Below are 20,387 nucleotides of genomic sequence, written 5' to 3'. Positions count from 1 at the left end.
CCGAGGAGCCGTCAGAAGACCGACAGGCCGGACAGCGTCGTGAAGGCGTCCAGCGCCGCGACCGCGGCGACGGAGTTGCCCGCCGGGTCGAGGCCGGGGCTCCAGGCGCAGATGGCCGCGCGGCCGGGGAGGACGGCGAGGATGCCGCCGCCGACGCCGCTCTTGCCGGGAAGTCCGACGCGGTAGGCGAACTCGCCGGCCGCGTCGTAGGTCCCGCAGGTCAGCAGGATGGCGTTGATGCGCTTCGCCTCGCTGCGCGAGAGCAGGCGGGAGCCGTCGGCGCGCAGGCCGTGGCGAGCCAGGACGAGGCCGACCCGGGCGAGGTCCGCGCAGGAGGCCTCGATCGCACAGTGGGCGTAGTACTCGGCGAGGACCGTCTCCACCGGGTTGACGAGATTGCCGTGGCTGGCGATGAAGTGGGCCAGCGCGGCGTTGCGGTGGCCGTGCTCGGCCTCCGACGCGGCGACCTCGGGGTCGGTCCGCAGCGACGGGTTGCCCGCCTCCGCCCGCAGGAACGCGCGGACCGCGTCGGCCGCGTGACCGTCGGTGAGGCTGTGCAGGTGGTCGGTCATCACGATGGCGCCCGCGTTGATGAACGGGTTGCGCGGGATGCCGTGTTCGGTCTCCAGCTGCACCAGCGAGTTGAACGGGTTGCCCGAGGGCTCGCGGCCGACCCGCTGCCAGACCTCGTAGCCGCCCGCAGCCAGCACCAGGGTCAGCGTCAGCAGTTTGGAGATGCTCTGGATCGAGAACGGCCGCTGCCAGTCGCCGACGCCGAAGACCTCCCCCTCGACGGTGGCCAGCGCCATCCCGAACGCGTCCGGGTCCTCGCGGGCGAGCGCGGGGATGTAGTCGGCGACCCTGCCCACCCCCGCGGTGCGGCGGGCGGCGGCCAGGGAGGCGTCGAGAAGCTGCTGGTAGTCCAGGTCCACGCGGTCATTCTCGCGGAGACCGGACCGCACCCGCGCGGGGGGCAGCGGAGGCATGCCCCTTCCCTGTGGCTATGACATGCGGCATAGTTACCATCCGGTAGCAAAGGAGTAGCAGCCCATGCCCACACTCACCCGCGACGCCGAGGTCTTCGTTCTCGACATCGGCGACACCGAGAACCGCTTCCACCCCGACTGGCTCGCCGCCGTCAACGTCCTGCTGGACGAGGTCGAGGCGGCAGAGGGCCCGAAGGCCCTGGTCACGGCCGCCACCGGCAAGTTCTTCTCCAACGGCCTCGACCTCGACTGGCTCTTCGCCCACGGCGACCAGGCCACCGCCTACGTCGAGAGCGTCCAGTCCCTGCTGGCCCGGGTGCTGACGCTGCCGGTCGTGACGGTCGCGGCGCTGCAGGGCCACACCTTCGCCGCCGGGGCGATGCTCTCGTTGGCCCACGACTTCCGGGTGATGCGCGCCGACCGGGGCTTCTGGTGCCTGCCGGAGGCGGAGATCAACATCCCCTTCACCACGGGCATGTCGGCGCTGATCCAGTCCCGGCTCGCACCGCAGACCGCGCACGCGGCGATGGTCACCGCGCGCCGCTACGGCGGCGTCGACGCGCTCGCCGCCGGAGTGGTCGACGCGACGGCGGACGAGGCCGGGCTGCGCCAGGCGGCGATCGAGCTGGCCCGCCCGCACGCGGCGAAGGCGGGCCCGACGATCGGGACGATCAAGGAGCGGATGTACGCGACGGCGCTCGAAGCGCTCCACGAGAAGGACGTCCCGCTGGGCTAAGGCCCGTCCAGGGACACCACTGGCCGGAAGCTGGGGGAGGATCTCTGCGGATCAGCCCGCGGCGCCCGGCGCAGGCGGTACGTCCCGGCCGGAGGCCGTTGGCATCGCCAGGCTCCCGCCTCCGGCCACGCGGTGCCCCCTGGACAGGCCCACCGCTGCGGCCGGGCCCGGCCGTTCACGCGGCGAAGAGGGTGTGGCGCGCGTGCTCGGTGTCGAAGTACTCGCGGACGGAGACGATCCGGCCGTCGCGCACGGTGAAGACACCGAGGCAGTGCTGGTCGTAGCGGAGGCCGCCCTGGACGTCGGCCTGGGAGGTCCACTCCAGGACGACCCGCTCGCCCTCGGCGATCATGTCGACGACCTCCAGCTTGAGCGAGGCGACGTCCACCCGCGCGAAGGCGGTCGGCATGAACTCCTCGAGGATGGCCCGGCGACCGCGCCAGACTCCCGAGATGGGCAGCTCGCCGTGGAGGGTCCAGGTCGCGTCCTCGGCGAAGAAGGGTTCGATCCTGCCCGCAGGGCCGAGCGAGATGGCCGCGAGGTACTCGCGGATGACGGCCTTGCTCGCCTCGGTGACGGTCTGCTGGGTGAGGCTCATGTCCGCTCCTCCATCAGGGCTTTCGGGTGGTCTGGATCGACCGTAGGCGGCCCCCTGCCCCGGAGGGAAAGACCTGTTTTCCCTGGACTTATGCCGAACCGGCATGGCCGCTCGCCGCGTCGAGCGACGGCGTGTGCGCAAGCTCAGGCACGGACCGCACGACAGCAGCGGACGGCATCGCCGCCAACCGCCGCGCGCACGCGCGGTTCTGCAGGATCGAGAGCGACGCCACCCCCGCGCCCATGGCCAGCCAGCCGAGCGGCCCGGCCGCCATCACCACGCCGGTGAGCAGCGGCGGACCCGCCGACTTCTGGACGGACTGCGACATCCCCGCCACGCCGAGATACGCGGCGCGGGCGTGTTCCGGGGCGAGCGAGACGGACAGCTCCCAGGAGCTGACCGAGCGCAGCAGTTCCGCGACCGTCACCAGCACGGCTGCCGCCAGCAGCGCCACCGAGGCCAGGACCGCCCCGCCGCCGCCGGACGCGGCCAGGATCGCACAGGTCAGCAGCAGCGCGACGCCGTACCAGAGCACCGCCCGCACCGCCCGGCGCGGACCCTCCGCAGCGGCGGAGACGCGCAGTTGGAGGACCACGACCAGCACGGTGTTGACGGCGAGAAAGGCCGGGACCATCGCGTGCGACGCCGTGGTGTGACCGACCAGCCAGAGCGGCAGGCCGACGTTGAGCACGGAGTCGTCCAGGCACATCGGGATGTCGAGCAGCACGAAGAGCAGGTAGCCGCGGTCCCGCCAGGGACCGGCGGGGCGCGTGGCGGCCCGGTCCGCGGAGCCCTGCGCCGCTTGCGCAGGCACCTGCACCGCCGGGCCGACCCCAGGCTCCTTCGTCCGCCAGACCAGCGCCGCGGCGACCAGGAACGAGACGCCGTTGGCCAGCACCAGCGCCTGGTAGGCGGACGTCGTTCCCACCGCCAGCCCGAGCGCGGCGATCCCCGCGCCGAGGGCGTAGCCGGCGTTGGCCGCCGTCCGCGAGAGCGCCTGGTAGCCGGACCGCCGCTCGCCCGCGACGCGGGTGGCGAAGAGCATCTCCAGCATCTTCGCGCCGCGCTCGCCGAGCGCGGTGACGGCGACGACCGGCAGCAGCACGGCGACCGCCTGGCTCGCGAGCATCAGGCCGAGCACGGCCAGGCGCAACAGGTGACTCCCGATCAGCAGCGTCCGCGCCGGGTAGCGGCCCGCGAGCCAGCCGGCCAGCGGCGAGCCGGCGATCCCGGCGACACCGGCCGCGCCCAGCAGCAGCCCGATCCGCCCCGCGTCCAGCCGGGCCACGAAGGTGAAGTAGAGCACCGCCGTCGCGGCCCAGACGCCAGTCCCCGTCCGGTCCACGAACTGCGCCAGCAGCATCGTCCGCGCATCGCGTCCGCCGGGCGGATTCCGCAACTGCCCCCAGAGCCCGGCCTCGCCCGCCGCCCGCATGTCCACTCCCCGCCCCCGACGGCTCGCCGCCCGTATCTCGACATCAAGATATCCAGAGCAGCCTGTCCAGCATCTCTCTCGATGTCAAGATATTTACGCCGAGCAACCTCGGCCGCAACCCGACCCTGGAGGGGTAGGCCGACGTGACCGAAGTCACTCGAACGACGTAGGCCACTCATCCGGACGCGGAACCGGTCCGCCAGCTCCCGGACGGGGTTGCGATCTGACGGAGCGACGGCTCGGGGCCCACTCTGACCAGGGCGTACGCACCTTGGACAAAGGGGGCATCGCATATCCGAACGGAAAAATAGAACATCTTGGAACCGATTACTGTGGCGTAGCTGTCTGAGTCGTCGTAACAGGCGCGAATCCGATCACTGTGATCACACTGATCACTCCGATCACTGAGCCAGCACGCACCCGTCCGGCCCGCCGCCGGGGCCGAACCAGCCGGAGCAGCCCGATGACCCACCAGTCCACCCCGCCGGAGCAGGACGAGCAGCAGAAGCAGCCCGAGCCGACGGAACAACTGCACGTGGAAACCGCAGCGGGCGGCAGCCGTCCGGTGCGGCAGCGCGGACGGTGGTGGCGGCGTCGGGCAGTCCTGTGGACCTCGGCGCTGGCGTGCGTGGGCGTCCTGGTCGGGGTCGGCATCCCGGTGATGCAGCACTACGAGATCCCGCCGTTCAGCCAGCGCGGCGAGCCGATCACCTTCGACACGCCCCCCGCAGGTGGCGGCGGCGCGGGCGGAAAGAACGGCGGCGACGGCAAGCCGGTCCTGGCCGACTCGAAGACCCAGCTGCCGACCGGCCCGATCGCCCCGTGGAAGATCGAGCACACCCTCGACGACGGCACCCACGTGGCCGTGGTCACCCTGACCGGGCCGAAGTCCGGCTACACCGGCAAGGTCTGGGTCTGGGCCCCCAAGGCGTACAGCGACCCGAAGTTCGCGAAGAGCGGCTTCCCCGTGCTGATCGCGCTGCCCGGCGGTCCCGGCTACAACGACAACTACTGGAAGGACCCTGGGCTCAAGCTGCAGCAGAGCATCAGCAACTGGTACCAGCAGGGCAAGAGCAAGCCCTTCCTGCTCGCCATGCCGGTGCTCAACCCCGGCCCCGACGACCACGCCCACTACTGGGACGGCAGCGACATCCCCGGCCAGCCGAAGATGGGCACCTGGCTGACGGACGACGTGCCGGATCTGATGCGGCAGAACTTCCGGACGATCAAGACGCGCGACGGCTGGGGCTTCATGGGCTCCTCCAGCGGCGGCTTCGCCGGGCTCAAGGCCGTGCTCAAGTACCCGGACCGGTTCAAGGCCGTGATCGCCTCCGGTCCGGACATCGTGCCCGACTCGCCGTTCTGGAAGGGCCACGAGAAGGAGCAGCAGGAGAACAACCCGCTGCTGCTGGCCAAGCAGCTCATCGCCCAGAAGGGCCCGGACGTCTACCTCGCGTTCCAGTACGGGACCCGCGAGGGCAACACGGAGATCTCCGCGATCAAGAACTTCATCACGGCCTTCGGCAACAAGGGTCCGATCCACACGACCGTCAACGTGATCACGGGCGGGCGGCACAACGCGTACACGTACGTCCCGGCGATGGGAAACGGCCCGATCGAGTGGATCAGCGACCAACTGACCGGGCCGACGCCCTCGCCGTAGCGCGCCGGATCACGCGACGACTTACGGGACGACGGTGACGGTCAGCTCCCAGGGCGACTGCGTCCCGTCCGCAGCGGTCTCCACCGCCCGCAGCACCGCCGTGCCCGGCGCGACCGCACGGGCGACCAGCAGCTCGGAGCCCGGCGGCAGCGGGTGGACGCCCTCGATCTGCACCACGCCCGGCGCGGAACTGGCCACTTGACCCCACGCACTTCCGGTCCGGGCGGTCAGACTCACCCGGACGGTGGCGCCAACGCGTACGCAGGTCGTGCGAAGCGGGTTGTCCCCGGTCGGCACGACGAGGCGGGCGCCGCCGGTCAGGCAGTGGGTCGACGCGCCCGGGGGCGTCGGGATGAGTGTGGGCAGCGAAGTCGGCGTCGACGTCGACGACCGGGCAGGCGGCTGCGTCTGCCTCGGACCTGGCGTGCCCGCGGAGGACTGCGGGGAGCCGGACGGACCGGCAGAGGTGCCGATCGGCGGCTGCGCACCCCCGTGACCGCAGCCGCCGATCGCCCCGGCGAGCGCGACAGCCCCGACCAGCCACACGACTCCACGCCGCTGCCGCCTCATCGGACCTCCCGGGACACCCGCACGTTCCCCCGCGTCGCTTGGACGTGGTCGGCGCCGACCCGGTTCCCCCTACGCCGGCCCGGCCTGCCGCTGGTGCTGCCGTCGTCGGAGCGTGAAGGCCGTCCCGCCGACCAGCACCACCGCGCCGACCCCGATCCCACCGCCGATCCACCCCCACGGCGGACCGGACTGCGACGTCGCCGTCGGCATCGGCATGCCGCCGGTCGCCTTCGGCGGCCCGATCATGCGGGTCGCGGTGCAGATGTCGTCGTGGTAGGGGGCGGTGGCGTTGTAGGGATCGAACTCGTAGGTGGCGTAAAGGACATAGGTCCGATCCACGCTCGTGTGCGACTGCGTGCGCGCCGCCGGTGAGCCGTCCACCTCGACCAGCCCGCTGACGCCCTGGTGCGAGACGAGGGCCACCCGGCCACCGTCCTCGATCGCCATCACCATGCCCACGAACCGGAAGGGCGAGGGGCTCGGGCTCGCCGCAGCGCACGACGCCGCCGCGCTCGTCGGCATCCCCACCACGACCAGCGCCGCCAGCGCGCCCGCCGCTCCCGCCAACGCGAGCCCACGACCACGCCCACCCCCGCACCCACGCCGCCACCGCTGGATCGTCATGGCCCTTCGACGCCGCGAGCCGCCCCTCGGTTCCGTGTCGCGCCACGTACCGCTCACCCGTTGTTGGCACTATGTCAAATCCCTTGCCCCGGGCCTGCCATCCGCCCCGCATAGCGTCCCCACAGGTCTTCGCTCGCTCATGGCACCAACCTCACGGCACGAACCGGTCAACCGATCAGAGACGGGACGGCAGCCCATGAAGCCCCTGCGCACGCGTATGCCCACCCTCACCCGACGCACCAGGATCGCCGCAGCCATCGTCACCGCCCTCGCTGTCGGCGCAGGCACCGCCTACGGAACAGCGGGTCACCGCCAGGCCGGACCGCAGGGCGACGGCACCGCCGTGACGCCCGCCGGGTGGCGGGTCTCCCCGGTCGGCGCGCAGACCGCGCTGGGCTCCCTGCCCACCGCGTCCGCGCTCAGCCCGGACGGGCGCCTGCTGCTGGTGCTGAACGCCGGGGACGCGCCCAAGGAGTCGCTGCAGGTCGTCGCCACCGCCACCGGCAAGGTGGTGCAGCAGTTCGACTACCAGACGCCGGACGGCGTCTACGGGGGCGTGGCGTTCAGCCCCGACGGGCGGCACGCGTACGCGAGCGCGGGCGGTCACGGGACCGTCCACGTCTACGCCGTCGACGCGGCGGACACCGTGACCGAGGGCGCGCCGATCGTCCTGCCGACCACCAATCCGGCGGGCCAGAAGGTGACGATGTACCCGGCCGGCCTCGCCGTCACCCCGGACGGCGGACGGCTCGTCGTCGCCGACCAACTCGCTGACGCCGCCTCGGTCGTGGACCTGACCACCGGCGCCGTCACGGCGACCGTCGCCGTCGGACACAACCCCTACGGCGTCGCGCTCTCCCCCGACGGCCGCACCGCGTACGTCAGCAACCAGGGCGCGAACACCGTCACCGTCCTCGACCTCACCGGCGCGGCGCCCGTCGTCGCTCGCACCGTGACGGTCGGCACCCACCCCAACCGCCTCACCGTCGACCCGCGCAGCGGCACGCTCTACGTCGCGAACAGCGAGAGCGACTCGATCAGCGTCGTCCGGGCGGGCGCGGCCGCGCCCTCGCACAGCTTCGACCTGGCGCCCTACCGGGGCGCGCCCATCGGCTCGAACCCGGACGGGGTCTCGCTCTCCCCCGACGGCCGCCGGCTCTACGTCGCCAACTCGGGCAACAACGACGTCGTGGTGCTCAGCACGGCCAGCGGGCGCACCCTGGGCATGATCCCGACCGCCTGGTACCCGACGTCGGTCACCCCCTCGCCCGACGGCCGCCGGCTCTACGTCGTCAACGCCAAGGGCCTGGGCGCGGGCCCGAACCCGAACGGCCCCGACCCCTACACCGACGCCGCCCTGCACGGCACCCCCGGCTGGCTGGACCAGTACGTCGGCACGATGATCATCGGCAGCCTCTCCACCGTGGCCACCCCCGATGCGGACCAGCTCGCCCACTGGTCGCGGACGGTCGTCGCCAACGACGGCTTCGACGAGCGCGACAAGGTCCGCAGCACGGCCCGGTCCGCCGACAACCCGATCCCGACGCGCGTCGGCGAGAGCTCACCGATCAAGCACGTGATCTACGTCGTCAAGGAGAACCGCACCTTCGACCAGGAGTTCGGCAGCCTGGGCAAGGGCGACGGCGCCGCGGCGCTCAACCTCTTCGGCGACGAGTCCGCACCCAACGCGCGGGCGCTGCAGTCGAAGTTCGTCACCCTCGACAACTTCTACGCCAACGCCGAGGTCAGCGCGCAGGCTGGAACTGGTCGGTGGGCGCGAACGCCAACCCCTACGTCGAGCAGACCTGGGTCGGCAACTACTCCGGCCGCAGCCACCCGTACGACTACGAGGGCGGCAACCTCGCGGCCGCGATGAACAGGGACCCGCTGGACTCGTACATCTGGGACCGGCTGGCCGACCGCAACGTCTCCTTCCGCAACTACGGCTTCTACGAGTCGGACAACGTCTTCAACGCCTCCAGCTTCGGCGCGGCCGACCCGCGCCTGGTCGCCAACAGCGACCCGAACTTCTACGGCTGGGACCTGAAGTGCCCCGACTCCAGCGGCACCTTCCCGGCCCGGATGAGCTGCACGCCGCGCATCGACGAGTGGCAGCACGAGTTCAACGCCTACGAAGCGGCGGGCACCCTGCCCGCGATGACCTTCCTGCGCCTGCCCAACGACCACACCGCGACCACCGCACCCGGCATGCCGAGCCCGCGGGCCTACGTCGCCGACAACGACTACGCGCTCGGCCGCCTGGTCGACACGGTCTCGCACTCCAAGGACTGGGCCTCCACGGCGATCTTCGTCGTCGAGGACGACGCCCAGGCCGGCCCGGACCACGTCGACGCGCACCGCACCATCGCCCAGGTGATCAGCCCCTACACGCAGACCGGCAAGCTCGACTCGACCTTCTACTCCACGGTCTCGATGCTGCGCACCATGGAGCTGATCACCGGCCTCCAGCCGATGACCCAGTTCGACGCGCTGGCCACGCCGATGTCCGCGTCCTTCTCCGACCGCCCGAACCTCGCCCCCTACACGGCGGTCAAGCCCTCGGACGCGATCCTCGGCCAGGTCAACGCGGCCACCGGCCCGCTCGCCTCCCGCGCGGCGGGAGAGAGCCTCGGCCGCGAGGACCAGTTGGACGAGGGCGTGGCGGACTGGGAGATCTGGGCCAGCATCAAGGGCCTGAACGTCCCGATGCCCACCGCCCCGGGCGGCACGGCGGTTGCGCCGGGCAGCAGCGGACCGGCGGGCACCGACGGCTAAGGTTCGGGCCGCTGAGCCCGCTGCGCCGCCACAGCGGCCCGCCTGTGTCGGGGCTCCCATGAGCTCCCGCGCGGTGTTCGGCTGCGAGCTCCGTGCCCGAACCCTATGGCGATCATGAATCACCGTCGATCCCCGCGTGTCACAGCTGGGCAACAGCGAATCGGCCACGTCGAGCACCTGCGGCGCGGCCTGCCGGACGCAGAAGGCGAAGGCTGACGGCTCGGCGGGCCGATAGGCTGGGCGCATGTCTGCAGCTACCCCGGTCCGTGTCCGCTTCGCCCCTTCGCCCACCGGCATGTTCCACGTCGGCGGCGCCCGCTCCGCTCTGTACAACTGGGCCGTGGCGCGACAGTCCGGCGGCGTCTTCGTGTTGCGCATCGAGGACACCGACGCGGCGCGCAACAAGCCCGAGTGGATCGACGGCATCATCAACGCGCTCGCGGCGATCGGGATCAGCAAGGACGACCCGGCGTTCGAGGGTCCGTACTTCCAGTCGCAGCAGGCTGACCGCCACCGCGAGGCGGCCGCGCAGCTGCGGGACGCCGGCCGGGCGTACTACTGCGACTGCACCCGCGAGCAGCTGGCCGCTCGCACGGGCTCGGAGCAGCTCGGCTACGACGGCTTCTGCCGCGAGCGTGGCCTGGCGTACGCCGAGGGCCGCGCCCTGCGCTTCCGCACGCCGGACGAGGGCGAGACGGTCGTCAAGGACGTGGTCCGCGGCGACACGGCCTTCCCCAACAAGGCGATCGAGGACTTCGTCATCGCGCGCGGCGACGGCTCCCCGGTCTTCCTGCTGGCGAACGTCGTGGACGACCTGGACGAGAAGATCACCGAGGTCATCCGCGGCGAGGAGCACCTGTCCAACACCCCGAAGCAGCAGCTGCTGTGGGAGGCGCTGGGCGCGACCCCCCCGGTCTGGGCGCACCTGTCGGTGATCGTCAACGAGAAGCGGCAGAAGCTCTCCAAGCGCCGTGACAAGGTCGCCCTGGAGGACTACCTGACCGAGGGCTTCCTGCCGGACGCCATGGTCAACTACCTCATGCTGCTGGGCTGGGCCCCCGGCGACGACGAGGAGATCCTGCCCTTCGAGGAGCTGGAGCGCCGCTTCCGTATCGAGGACGTCAACACCTCGCCGGCCTTCTTCGACATCAAGAAGCTGACGGCCTTCAACGGCGAGTACATCCGCGCCCTGAGCCCGGAGCAGTTCGTCGCGGCCTGCGCGCCGTACCTGACGGCCCCGTACGCGAACTGGTCCCCGGAGCGGTTCGACCAGGCGCTGTTCGACACGGTCGCGCCGCTGGCCCAGACGCGGCTCGCGGTGCTGTCGGAGATCACGGCGAACGTGGACTTCCTCTTCCTCGACCAGCCGGTGGAGGACGAGGCCTCCTGGTCCAAGGCGATGAAGCCGGGCGCGGCGGACATCCTCCGCGACGCGCGGACGGCGTTCGAGACGGCGGAGTGGGCGGCGGAGCCGCTGAAGGAGACGCTGCTTGCGGTCGGCGAGCAGCACGGCCTGAAGCTGGGCAAGGCACAGGCGCCGGTCCGCGTGGCGATCACCGGCCGCACGGTGGGCCTCCCGCTGTTCGAGTCCCTCGAGGTGCTGGGCCGCGACAAGGTCCTGGCCCGCCTGGATGCCGCGATCGCCAAGCTGTAACACCACAGGGGCGCGAGGAACTGCGCGACAAGCCACTCAAGTCGTGAGTCGCCGAACGCGCAGGGCCATCCGCACAGGGTGGTTCTCGCGCAGTTCCCCGCGCCCCCGATAGTGCAACCTCCCCCCGCTGCTACATGACAGCTCGTCGTTCGAACACCGCAGGTCTCGCGCCGCGGAGCGCCGTCGCGATCGCACCCAGCAGCACCGCGTCCTCGCCCAGCGCACTCGCCGCCACCCGCGGCCGCAACGGCGTCAGCCGGTGCAGCGTCTCGGTCACCGTCGCCAGCAGCAGATCCGCACTGTGCCCGACGCCGCCGCCCAGGACCACCAGGTCCGGGTCCAGGACCGCTGACACCGAGGCCACCACAAGGGCCAGCCGCTGGCCCTCCTGGCGGACCGCCGCCACCGCCGCCTCCTCGCCTCGGCGGGCCTCGTCGAAGACCCGCTTCGCGGTCAGCGGACCGCGCATGCCGAAGTCGCGCGCCGCGCGGACGACCGCGTCCGCGGAGACCGCGTCCTCCAGCATGCCGCGGCGCGGCGCCGTGCCGTCCCCCTCCAGCGCGGACGCGTCAAGGAGCGGGAGGAAGCCGATCTCGCCCGCCGCGCCGTGCGCGCCGGCGAAGAGCTTGCCGTCGGCGACGACGCCCATGCCCAGGCCGGTGCCGATCAGCACATAGACGAAGAGACGGCTGCCCGTGCCCGCGCCGAAGGCGTATTCACCCAGCGCCGCGAGGTTGGCGTCGTTGTGGAGGGAGAGCGCGATGTCCAACCGCTCGTGCATCCGCTCGAAGAGGCCCGGGCGGCCCCAGCCCGGCAGGTTGACGGCGTAGCGGACGCGGCCGGTGTCCGGGTCGAAGACGCCGGGCGCGCCGACGACCCCCTGAACCACGTCGGCTCGGCCGATGCCCGCCTCCGCGACGGTCTCTTCCGCGGCCGCGATCGCCGCGTCCGCGACGGACGTCGCGCTGCGTCCCCGGTTCGGCACGTCGACGCGGGCGACGACCCGCCCGGACAGGTCGGCGACGGCGGTCCGGAGCCGGGCCCGGCCGATGTCGACGCCCAGGACGTAGCCCGCCGTCGGATCCGGCTCGTACAGCACGGCGACCCGGCCGCGCTCGGGCGCGAGCAGCCCGGCCTCACGGACCAGGCCCGCCTGCTCCAGCGCGGCGAGCGCGGAGGAGACGGTCGGCTTGGAGAGCCCACTGTCCCGCGCCAGCTGCGCGCGCGACGCGGGGCCGGCGGCGCGCAGCCGTTCCAGCAACAGCCACTCGTTGTTGCTGCGCAGGCGCTGCCTGCTCCAGGGTTGCTCGTCCATGCGCCCCGTTTCCGTTCCTCGCCCGCCACGACCGGCCACCAGCAAAGTAAAACTACTTAACTTTGGTGGCGAGTGCCCAGCCCCGTGCGGCAACGCACAGGATGACGATATGACTACTTCCGTCCCGGGATAGCCCGATCAGCGCAGGGGTAGTCCCAGCGCGTGACCGCTGCCACGCAACAGCCCTTCGTCCTGCCCGAGTTCTACGTGCCGTACCCCGCCCGCATCAGTCCGCACCTGGAGCGGGCCCGCGCCCACACCAAGGAGTGGGCACGCTCGATGGGCATGCTGGAAGGCTCCGGGGTCTGGGACGAGCGGGACCTGGACGCGCACGACTACGCGCTGCTCTGCTCGTACACCCACCCCGACGCCTCGGCCGAGGACCTGGACACCGTCACCGACTGGTACGTCTGGGTCTTCTTCTTCGACGACCACTTCCTGGAACTGTTCAAGCGCACCCAGGACCGTGCAGGCGCCAAGGCCTACCTCGACCGACTCCCCGCCTTCATGCCGCTCGACCCCGCCGCGCCCATGCCCGAGCCGGTCAACCCCGTCGAGGCCGGGCTCGCCGATCTGTGGCGGCGGACCGTGCCGCAGCTCTCGCCCGGCTGGCGGACGCGCTTCGCGGAGAGCACCAGGAACCTGCTGAACGAGTCGCTCTGGGAGTTGTCCAACATCCACGCCGGGCGGATCGCCAACCCCGTCGAGTACATCGAGATGCGGCGCAAGGTCGGCGGCGCGCCCTGGTCCGCCGGGCTGGTGGAGTTCGCCGCGCGGGCCGAGGTGCCGGACAGGGTGGCCGCCAGCCGTCCGCTGCGGGTGCTGCGCGACGCCTTCTCCGACGCCGTGCACCTGCGTAACGACCTCTTCTCCTATCAGCGCGAGGTCGAGGACGAGGGCGAGCTCAGCAACGGCGTGCTGGTGCTGGAGACCTTCCTCGGCTGCGCGACCCAGGACGCCGCCGACGCCGTCAACGACCTGCTCACCTCTCGGCTGCAGCAGTTCGAGCACACCACGCTCACCGAACTGCCCGCGCTCTTCGTCGAGCAGGGTCTGGACCCGGCCGAGTGCGCGGCCGTGCTCTCCTACGCGAAGGGCCTGCAGGACTGGCAGTCGGGCGGGCACGAGTGGCACCTTCGCTCCTCCCGCTACATGAACGAGGGCGCCCTCGACGGCGGTCCGGGCCCCTGGCTGCCCGGCCCCCGCGGGCTGGGGCTCTCGGCGGCCGACATCAAGAGCCTCACCAACCGCCTCGGCCTGAAGCGGATCCGGAACTTCACGCACGTGCCGCACCAGAAGGTGGGGCCCTCGCAGGTGCCGGCGGTGGCATCGCCGTTCCCGCTGCGGCTCAGCCCCTACCTCGACGCGGCCCGCGCGCGGACCGTCACGTGGTGCGGCGAGATGGGCTTCTACAGCGAGGGCGTCTGGACCGAGCAACAGCTGGCGTCTGCCGACTTCCCGCTCTGCGCCGCGGGCATCTTCCCCGACGGCGCCGAGGGCGGCGTCGAACTCGCCTCCGAGTGGCTGGCCTGGGGCACCTACGCCGACGACTACTACCCGCTCGTCTTCGGACGTTCGGGCAACCCCCTCGCCGCCAAACTCGCCAACGAGCGCCTGCGCGCACTGATGCCGGTCGACGCGGGCTCCGACACTCCGGGGCAGCCGACCACTCCGGTGGAACGCGGCCTGGCCGACCTGTGGCGGCGCACCACCAGCCGGATGACGCCGACGGAGCGGCTCGGCGTGCGGGAGGCGGTGGACCGGATGCTGGCGAGCTGGCTCTGGGAGCTCGACAACCAACTCCTGCACCGGATTCCTGACCCGGTCGACTACGTCGAGATGCGCAGGGAGACCTTCGGCTCCCCGCTGACGATGGCGCTCAGTCGCTTCGCCCGCCACGGCGAGGTGCCGCCCGCGTTCTTCGAGAGCGGCACGGTCCGCGCGATCGAGAACGCGGCGAGCGACTACTGCTGCCTGCTCAACGACCTGTACTCGTACCAGAAGGAGATCGAGTTCGAGGGCGAGGTGCACAACGCCGTCCTCGTGGTGCAGAACTTCTTCGACTGCGACTACCCGGCTGCGGTCCGCATCACGACCGACCTGATGGAATCGCGACTGCGCGAGTTCCAGCACCTGGTGGCGCAGGAACTCCCGGTCGTCTGCGACGACTTGCAGTTGGACGGCGAGGAGCGGAACGGCGTGGCCGGGTATCTGCGGGATCTGGAGAACTGGATCGCGGGCATCGTCCGCTGGCACGCGGACACCCGCCGCTACCCGGAGGAGGAGCTCCTGGCCCGTTTCGGGGGTGGGCAGTTGAGCGCGCTGAGCCGCGCGATCCCGCTCGGGCCGGTCGGGCTCGGCGCATCCTCGGCGCACGTCCAGGTCTGACGGGTCTGACGGGCAGGACCCAACCAACAAGATCGCCAAGTGTTTCACGTGAAACATCTGGCGATCTTGTCAGTTGGCAAGCAGCCCAGCTCAACCACGGTCAGTCGTGGTCGATGCGTTCCAGGATCGTCGCGTTGGCCAGACCGCCCGCCTCGCACATCGTCTGCAGCGCAAAGCGCGCGCCGCGTTCCCGCATCGCGTGCACGAGCGTCGTCATCAGCCGCGTGCCGCTCGCGCCGAGCGGGTGGCCCAGGGCGATCGCTCCGCCGTGCACGTTGAGCTTCGCCGGGTCCGCTCCGGTCTCCGCCAGCCAGGCCAGCACCACGCTCGCGAAGGCCTCGTTCACCTCGAAGAGGTCGATGTCGTCCAGGGCGAGCCCGGCCCGACGCAGCACCCGCTCCGTCGCCGGAATGACGCCGGTCAGCATCAGCAGCGGGTCGGAGCCGGTGACCGCGAAGCTGTGCAGGCGGGCCAGCGGTCGCAGGCCCAGCTTCGCCGCCGTCTCACTGCTGGTGATGAGCACCGCGGAAGCGCCGTCGTTCGTCGGGCTGCTGTTGCCCGCCGTCACCGACCAGTCGATCTCGGGGAATCGGCGACCGAAGCCCTCGTCGGCGAAGGCCGGGCGCAGGCCGGCGAGGATCTCCGCCGTCGTGCTCGGGCGGACGCTCTCGTCCCGCGTCACAAGCGCGCCGTCCGGGGTGGTGACCGGGGCGACCTCGGCGTCGAATAGGCCGGACTCCCATGCGCGGGCGGCCTTCCGGTGGGAGTCGGCCGCGAAGGCGTCCATCGCCTCGCGGTCGAGCTTCCACTTCGCCGCGATCAGCTCCGCACTGATGCCCTGCGGGACCAGGCCCTCCGGGTAGCGGGCGGCGACGCCCGGCCCGAAGGGGTCGACGCCCGGCGGGACGTTGCTCCACATCGGCACGCGGCTCATCGACTCGACGCCGCAGGCGATGACGAGGTCGTAGGCGCCCGCGATGACCCCCTGCGCGGCGAAGTGCACCGCCTGCTGGGAGGAGCCGCACTGGCGGTCGACCGTCGTGGCCGGCACGGACTCGGGGAAACCGGCCGAGAGCAACGCGTACCGGGTGGTGTTCATGGCCTGCTCGCCGACCTGGTCGACGGTGCCGCCGATCACGTCGTCCACCAGCGCCGGATCCACCCCGCTGCGCTGGACCAGCATGCGCAGCGTGTGCGCGAGCAGTTCGACGGGGTGTACCCCGGACAGCGCTCCACCGGGCTTCCCCTTCCCGATGGGCGTGCGGACGGCCTCGACGATCACTGCGTCCCTCATGGCGATCTCCTCCCTGAGACAAGCCAATGCCGGCGATTCCTACTAGTGAGTAGGAAATCTGAACTCACTATAGATCTGAGAGTTGGAAAATCAAACCCCACGGCGCGTAGGCTTCCCCCATGACCTCGCGCAAGCTCGAGCCCCGCCCCTGCTCCATCGCCGACACCCTCGGTGTGGTGGGCGAGAAGTACGCCCTGCTGGTGCTCCGCGAGGCCCTCTTCGGCGTGCAGCGCTTCGACGCCATCGCCCGCAACGTCGGCGCCCCGCGCGACATCCTGACCGCGCGGCTGCGCCGGCTGGTCGAGGCCGGGCTCCTGGAGAAGGTCCTCTACCAGGAGCGCCCGCCCCGCTACGAGTACCGACCGACACCGGCCGGACGTGACCTCCAGCCGGTCCTGATGATGCTGAAGGAGTGGGGCGACCGCCACCTCGCGGAAACCCCGCCGCTCGTCTGGGAGCACAACTGCGGCGCGGACGTGGACCCGGTGGTCTGCTGCCGCGCCTGCGGCGAACGGCTGCGCCGGGGCGAGGTGACCGCGCGCTACCAGGTCCCTGGCTGGTCCCTCGCCGGGCCGGTCGAGGACTGACACCCCGCCCGGCCCGCCCGCTCAGCCCAGCACCACGCGTCCGATCGCGATCAGGCCGACGGCGACGATCACACCGCGCAGCGCCTGCGGCGGCAGTCTGCGCCCGACCAGCGCGCCCAGCTGCCCACCGATCACCGAGCCGGCCGCGACCAACAGCGCCGCCCGCCAGTCGATCGGGCCGTCGATGACGAAAAACACCGCCGCGATCCCGTTGACCAGCAGGGCCAGCACGTTCTTGACGCCGTTGATCCGCTGGAGCGGCAGCTCCAGCAGCACGCCCATCAGCCCGAGCAGCAGCACGCCCTGCGCAGCGCCGAAGTAGCCGCCGTAGATCCCGCACAGGTAGACGCCGATCAACAGCGCCCAGCCGCCGTGCGCGGGCCGCGGCCGGTCCGCCGCGCGGGCTGCGAGGCGCTTGGCCAGCACCGGCTGCAGCAGCACCAGCGCCAGCGCGCCCGCGATCAGCACCGGGACGGCCGCCTCGAAGGCCTTCGCCGGCAGCGCCAGCAACAGCACCGCGCCGGTCAGCCCGCCCGCGAGCCCGGCCGTCCCGACCCGGAGCAGCAGCGGGCCGAGGCCCGCGAGCTCGCGCCGGTAGCCGATGGCGCCGCTGACCGCGCCCGGCACCAGGCCCAGCGTGTTCGACACGTTCGCCGTGACCGGCGGCAGTCCGGCGGCCAGCAGCACCGGAAAGGTGATCAGGGTCCCCGACCCGACCACCGCATTGATCATGCCGGCCCCCACGCCGGCCAGCGAGACCCACAGCTGGGTCCAGCCGGAAGCACCGGCCAGCCCGGCAGCGGCCGTCATCGCCACTCCGCTCATCGTTCCGTCCCCTTGTTCAGCGATCCTGTCCGCCCGGAGGCGGTACCGGTCCTTCCCCTGGGGCGAGCTTCTCATCAAGCTCCCATCCGGCTCCCACGGAGGTCTCAGCAGGGCGGGGAAATCTCAGTACCTGAAACAGGAGAAGGGACCTTCCGGATGGTCGCGGCACGCAGCGGAGCAGGGCGGCGCGGCGGCGCGCTGCTGGCGAGCGCACTGCTGCTGGCCGGCGTCAGCCTGAGCTTCACCGGGAACCCGAGCGCGTCGGCGTCGGCGTCGGCGTCGGCGTCGGCATCAGCCGCTACGGTCACCACCGCCGCTGTGGCGGCCGGGACCGGCAGCCTCCCCGTCACGACCACCGGCCAGTCGCAGGTGCTCGCCGCCGCGCAGCAGACGGCGAAGGTCGGCGCGATCTTCTCCTCCGACACCGTCAGCTCCGGCAACCACCACTGCACCGCCAGCGTCGTCGACAGCCCCGCCGGGGACGTGATCGTCACCGCCGCGCACTGCCTCTCCTCCGGCAGCGGCAGCGGCGCGGTCTTCGTGCCCGGCTACCGCGACGGGACCGCGCCGAACGGTGTCTGGCAGATCACCCAGGTGCTCGAGGACTCCTCCTGGACCGCCGACGGCGACCAGGACAACGACGTCGCCTTCGCGCTCGTCGCCCCGCAGGGCGGCCGGAGCCTGGAGTCCGCCGTCGGCGGCGGCTACACCCTGTCGACGGCGGGCACCACCGCCGCGACGGTCCAGCTCACCGGCTATCCCGGGCAGACCGACGAGCCGATCACCTGCACCGGTGTGGCCTCCGCCTACTCCGGCACCCAGCTCGTCGTCGACTGCACGGCCTTCACCGACGGCACCAGCGGCACGGCCTGGGTCGCGAGCTACGACCCGGGCGCCGACTCCGGCAGCATCATCGGCGTGATCGGCGGCTACCAGCAGGGCGGCGACAGCGCCGACACCTCCTACAGCATCGTCTTCGGCTCAGCCGCCGCGAGCCTCTACGCGGAGGCACTCGCCGGCTGAACCGGTCCGGCCAGGCCGGCGAGGCCGGCGAGGCCGGCCAGGCTGGTCAGCAGGGCACGCGGGCCTGCATAGTTCTAGGGTGCGATTCGATGCCGTGCCGAAGCCCCCGCAGATAGCCGCCCGTCCCCAGGACACCCGTGGCTACCCGGTGCCCGCGATCACGCCCTTCGAGGACGGCGAGCCGCGCTTCGCGCTCACCGACTACGAGAAGAGTGCGGACTGCGCCAAGAATCGGCGCTGCTCGGTCTGCGCGGACGTGATGCCCGCCGGACCCGTGTGGCGGGTCGTCGGGGCAGCGGAGGCCGAGGCGATCGGGGAGGCACTGGCGGCCTCCCGCCCCTACCGCAACATGGCGCCAACCTGGGAGGGCCCCGGCCACCGCGCCTGCATGCTCTACGCGTCGATGGTCTGCCCCTACCTCGCGCGCCCGCAGGCGCGCCGCAAGGTCCTGGACCGGGGCACCGTCCGTGGCACGACCGGCGCGGTGGTCGGCTTCGCCGACTACGAGTACGCGGTGACGGACTCCCAGGTGCTCTTCCGCTTCCTCGGCATCGTCGAGTTCCTCCCCCACGACGACGCCGCCACGGCTCACCTCGCCACGCTCCAGGCGGAGCTGGACGCCTAGCCCAGGCCTAGCCAGGGCCTACCCGAAGGCGGGCAGGCCCTGGGTCGAGTAGACCGAAGCTCCTATAGATCGTCAAGCGGTCTGGAGGAGCGGTTTCGGTGTGGTTGATGGGCGGGTGAGGTGCTTGTAGACCTCGCGGGCGATGAAGCGTTTGAGGCAGCGGAGGATGTCCTTCTTGGACATGCCCTGGGAGACTCGTCGGGCGACGTAGTCCTTGGTCCGGTCGTCGTAGCGCATGCGGACCAGGGCGATCGTGTGCAGCGCGTTGTTGGCTTGGCGGTCGCCGCCGCGGTTGAGGCGGTGACGGTTGGTGCGGCCCGAGCTGGCGGGGATCGGGGCCGCCGCGCACAGGTGGGCGAAGGAGGCTTCGGACTTGAGGCGCTCGGGGTTGTCGCCGGCGGTGATGAGGAACTGGGCTGCGGTCTCGGTACCGACGCCCGGCAGCGCGACGAGCTCCGGGGCGGCCTGGGCGACGAGGGGCTTGAGCTCGGCGTCGGCGTCCGTGATCTCTTCGGTGAGGTACTGGTAGCGGCGGGCGAGGCGCCGCAGGGCGGTTTTGACTGCTTGGGTCGGGTCGGCGGCTTCGCCGGAGGGCCGGGAGCGGGCCAGGGTCCTGATCAGCTCGGCGGTAGGCAGGCCGCGCAGCTTCTCGCGGACTTCGCCGGGTGCGGTGACGATGAGGGTGCGGATCTGGTTGATGGTCTGGGTGCGGGACTTGATGGCGGATCGGCGGACCACGCGCAGGGAGCGGATGGCTTCGACGATGCCGTCGCGGGTTTTGGGTGTGCCAGCTGCGCGGCCGGACAGGACGGCGGTCGCGGCGGCGTAGGCGTCGACGGGGTCGGACTTGCCGTTGGCGCGGCGGGCCTTGCGGTCGGGGCGGTCGACCTCGACCACGGTGACCTGGTTTGCCCGTAGGAACCGGGCGAGTTCGGAACCGTAGGCGCCGGTTCCCTCGACGCCGACGGCCATCAGGTCGCCGTGCGAGACCAGCCAGTCCAGCAGCCTCTGGTAGCCGTCGGCTGTGGTGGGGAATGCCTCGGTGGCCAGGTGCCGGCCGATGGAGTCGATCACGGCGGCCTGGTGGAAGTCGGTGTGTGTGTCCACGCCGCCGACCACCGCTATCTCGTCTGCCATGCTGGTTGCTGCTGTCCTTCCGTGCGACGCGTGAGGGATGGCACGCGCCGGTCGGGTAGCAGGACAAGACAGTGACGGGACCTTTGGCCGGGCTCCTGACTTGTTGAATCGAGTCCAGGCGCTCGGTCTGCAGCCGTAGCGTCCAGGGTGTC

Annotated in this window: 18 protein-coding genes; 9 read left to right on the top strand and 9 right to left on the bottom strand. The window is 71.6% G+C overall.

Features of this window, described 5'->3' with window-relative positions:
• Positions 1-11: 11 nt before the first annotated feature.
• The gene (locus ABIA32_RS27695; protein ID WP_370101077.1) at positions 12-986 is read right to left on the bottom strand and encodes a glutaminase; all 975 of its coding nucleotides are present in this window, start codon (positions 984-986) and stop codon (positions 12-14) included.
• 64 nt (positions 987-1,050) lie between these two features.
• Between ABIA32_RS27695 and ABIA32_RS27690 the strand changes: the two genes are divergently transcribed.
• On the top strand, positions 1,051-1,722 hold the full coding sequence (locus ABIA32_RS27690) for an enoyl-CoA hydratase-related protein (protein WP_370101074.1): 672 nt from the start codon (positions 1,051-1,053) through the stop codon (positions 1,720-1,722).
• Positions 1,723-1,897: 175 nt separating this feature from the next.
• Here the strand turns inward: ABIA32_RS27690 and ABIA32_RS27685 are convergent, their stop codons facing one another.
• Both ABIA32_RS27685 and ABIA32_RS27680 read right to left on the bottom strand, forming a co-directional pair.
• Complete coding sequence (locus ABIA32_RS27685; RefSeq protein ID WP_370101071.1) at positions 1,898-2,320, bottom strand: nuclear transport factor 2 family protein; 423 nt, start codon at positions 2,318-2,320, stop codon at positions 1,898-1,900.
• 88 nt (positions 2,321-2,408) lie between these two features.
• Positions 2,409-3,755, bottom strand: coding sequence for an MFS transporter (locus ABIA32_RS27680; protein ID WP_370101069.1), 1,347 nt, complete (start codon positions 3,753-3,755; stop codon positions 2,409-2,411).
• A 463-nt stretch (positions 3,756-4,218) separates the two neighbouring features.
• On the opposite strand from ABIA32_RS27680, the gene ABIA32_RS27675 reads away from it, so the two are divergent.
• Positions 4,219-5,418, top strand: a complete 1,200-nt coding sequence (locus ABIA32_RS27675; RefSeq protein WP_370101066.1) for an alpha/beta hydrolase — start codon at positions 4,219-4,221, stop codon at positions 5,416-5,418.
• Between the two features lie 21 nt (positions 5,419-5,439).
• Here the strand turns inward: ABIA32_RS27675 and ABIA32_RS27670 are convergent, their stop codons facing one another.
• Together ABIA32_RS27670 and ABIA32_RS27665 are read right to left on the bottom strand one after the other, a co-directional pair.
• Entirely contained in the window at positions 5,440-5,988 is a 549-nt protein-coding gene (locus ABIA32_RS27670) for a hypothetical protein (RefSeq protein ID WP_370101064.1), read from the bottom strand.
• A 69-nt stretch (positions 5,989-6,057) separates the two neighbouring features.
• Positions 6,058-6,612 carry a hypothetical protein gene (locus ABIA32_RS27665; RefSeq protein WP_370101061.1) on the bottom strand — a complete coding sequence of 185 codons (555 nt, stop codon included), beginning with the start codon at positions 6,610-6,612 and terminating at the stop codon, positions 6,058-6,060.
• A 196-nt stretch (positions 6,613-6,808) separates the two neighbouring features.
• Here ABIA32_RS27665 and ABIA32_RS27660 point away from each other — a divergent pair, with 196 nt between their 5' ends.
• From ABIA32_RS27660 to gltX, 3 genes are all read left to right on the top strand, one after another.
• Complete coding sequence (locus ABIA32_RS27660) at positions 6,809-8,488, top strand: bifunctional YncE family protein/alkaline phosphatase family protein (protein ID WP_370101058.1); 1,680 nt, start codon at positions 6,809-6,811, stop codon at positions 8,486-8,488.
• The gene (locus ABIA32_RS27655) at positions 8,383-9,387 is read left to right on the top strand and encodes an alkaline phosphatase family protein (protein ID WP_370101055.1); all 1,005 of its coding nucleotides are present in this window, start codon (positions 8,383-8,385) and stop codon (positions 9,385-9,387) included. The genes ABIA32_RS27660 and ABIA32_RS27655 overlap by 106 nt, the downstream gene beginning before the upstream one ends.
• A gap of 295 nt (positions 9,388-9,682) precedes the next feature.
• Positions 9,683-11,041: a glutamate--tRNA ligase gene (gene gltX, locus ABIA32_RS27650; RefSeq protein WP_370101284.1), complete on the top strand. Its 1,359-nt coding sequence runs from the start codon at positions 9,683-9,685 to the stop codon at positions 11,039-11,041.
• Between the two features lie 130 nt (positions 11,042-11,171).
• On the opposite strand, the gene ABIA32_RS27645 is transcribed toward gltX, so the two are convergent.
• Complete coding sequence (locus ABIA32_RS27645; RefSeq protein WP_370101053.1) at positions 11,172-12,356, bottom strand: ROK family protein; 1,185 nt, start codon at positions 12,354-12,356, stop codon at positions 11,172-11,174.
• Positions 12,357-12,518: 162 nt separating this feature from the next.
• On the opposite strand from ABIA32_RS27645, the gene ABIA32_RS27640 reads away from it, so the two are divergent.
• Positions 12,519-14,744, top strand: coding sequence for a germacradienol/geosmin synthase (locus ABIA32_RS27640; protein WP_370101050.1), 2,226 nt, complete (start codon positions 12,519-12,521; stop codon positions 14,742-14,744).
• Positions 14,745-14,844: 100 nt separating this feature from the next.
• Here ABIA32_RS27640 and ABIA32_RS27635 read toward each other — a convergent pair whose 3' ends face one another.
• Positions 14,845-16,038: an acetyl-CoA C-acyltransferase gene (locus tag ABIA32_RS27635; protein ID WP_370101047.1), complete on the bottom strand. Its 1,194-nt coding sequence runs from the start codon at positions 16,036-16,038 to the stop codon at positions 14,845-14,847.
• A 119-nt stretch (positions 16,039-16,157) separates the two neighbouring features.
• Between ABIA32_RS27635 and ABIA32_RS27630 the strand changes: the two genes are divergently transcribed.
• Entirely contained in the window at positions 16,158-16,625 is a 468-nt protein-coding gene (locus ABIA32_RS27630; RefSeq protein ID WP_370101044.1) for a winged helix-turn-helix transcriptional regulator, read from the top strand.
• A 21-nt stretch (positions 16,626-16,646) separates the two neighbouring features.
• Here the strand turns inward: ABIA32_RS27630 and ABIA32_RS27625 are convergent, their stop codons facing one another.
• Positions 16,647-17,450, bottom strand: coding sequence for a sulfite exporter TauE/SafE family protein (locus ABIA32_RS27625; protein WP_370101041.1), 804 nt, complete (start codon positions 17,448-17,450; stop codon positions 16,647-16,649).
• Positions 17,451-17,606: 156 nt separating this feature from the next.
• On the opposite strand from ABIA32_RS27625, the gene ABIA32_RS27620 reads away from it, so the two are divergent.
• Together ABIA32_RS27620 and ABIA32_RS27615 are read left to right on the top strand one after the other, a co-directional pair.
• Positions 17,607-18,473, top strand: coding sequence for a serine protease (locus ABIA32_RS27620; RefSeq protein WP_370101039.1), 867 nt, complete (start codon positions 17,607-17,609; stop codon positions 18,471-18,473).
• A gap of 79 nt (positions 18,474-18,552) precedes the next feature.
• Positions 18,553-19,098, top strand: a complete 546-nt coding sequence (locus tag ABIA32_RS27615; protein WP_370101036.1) for a hypothetical protein — start codon at positions 18,553-18,555, stop codon at positions 19,096-19,098.
• Between the two features lie 72 nt (positions 19,099-19,170).
• Here the strand turns inward: ABIA32_RS27615 and ABIA32_RS27610 are convergent, their stop codons facing one another.
• The gene (locus ABIA32_RS27610) at positions 19,171-20,235 is read right to left on the bottom strand and encodes an IS110 family transposase (protein WP_370101033.1); all 1,065 of its coding nucleotides are present in this window, start codon (positions 20,233-20,235) and stop codon (positions 19,171-19,173) included.
• Between the last annotated feature and the right edge of the window lie 152 nt (positions 20,236-20,387).

The sequence above is a fragment of the Streptacidiphilus sp. MAP12-20 genome, from assembly GCF_041262525.1.
Classification (GTDB): Bacteria; Actinomycetota; Actinomycetes; order Streptomycetales; family Streptomycetaceae; genus Streptacidiphilus.
Note: the sequence above shows the minus strand (reverse complement) of the source record. Positions and strands in the feature narration are given on the sequence as shown.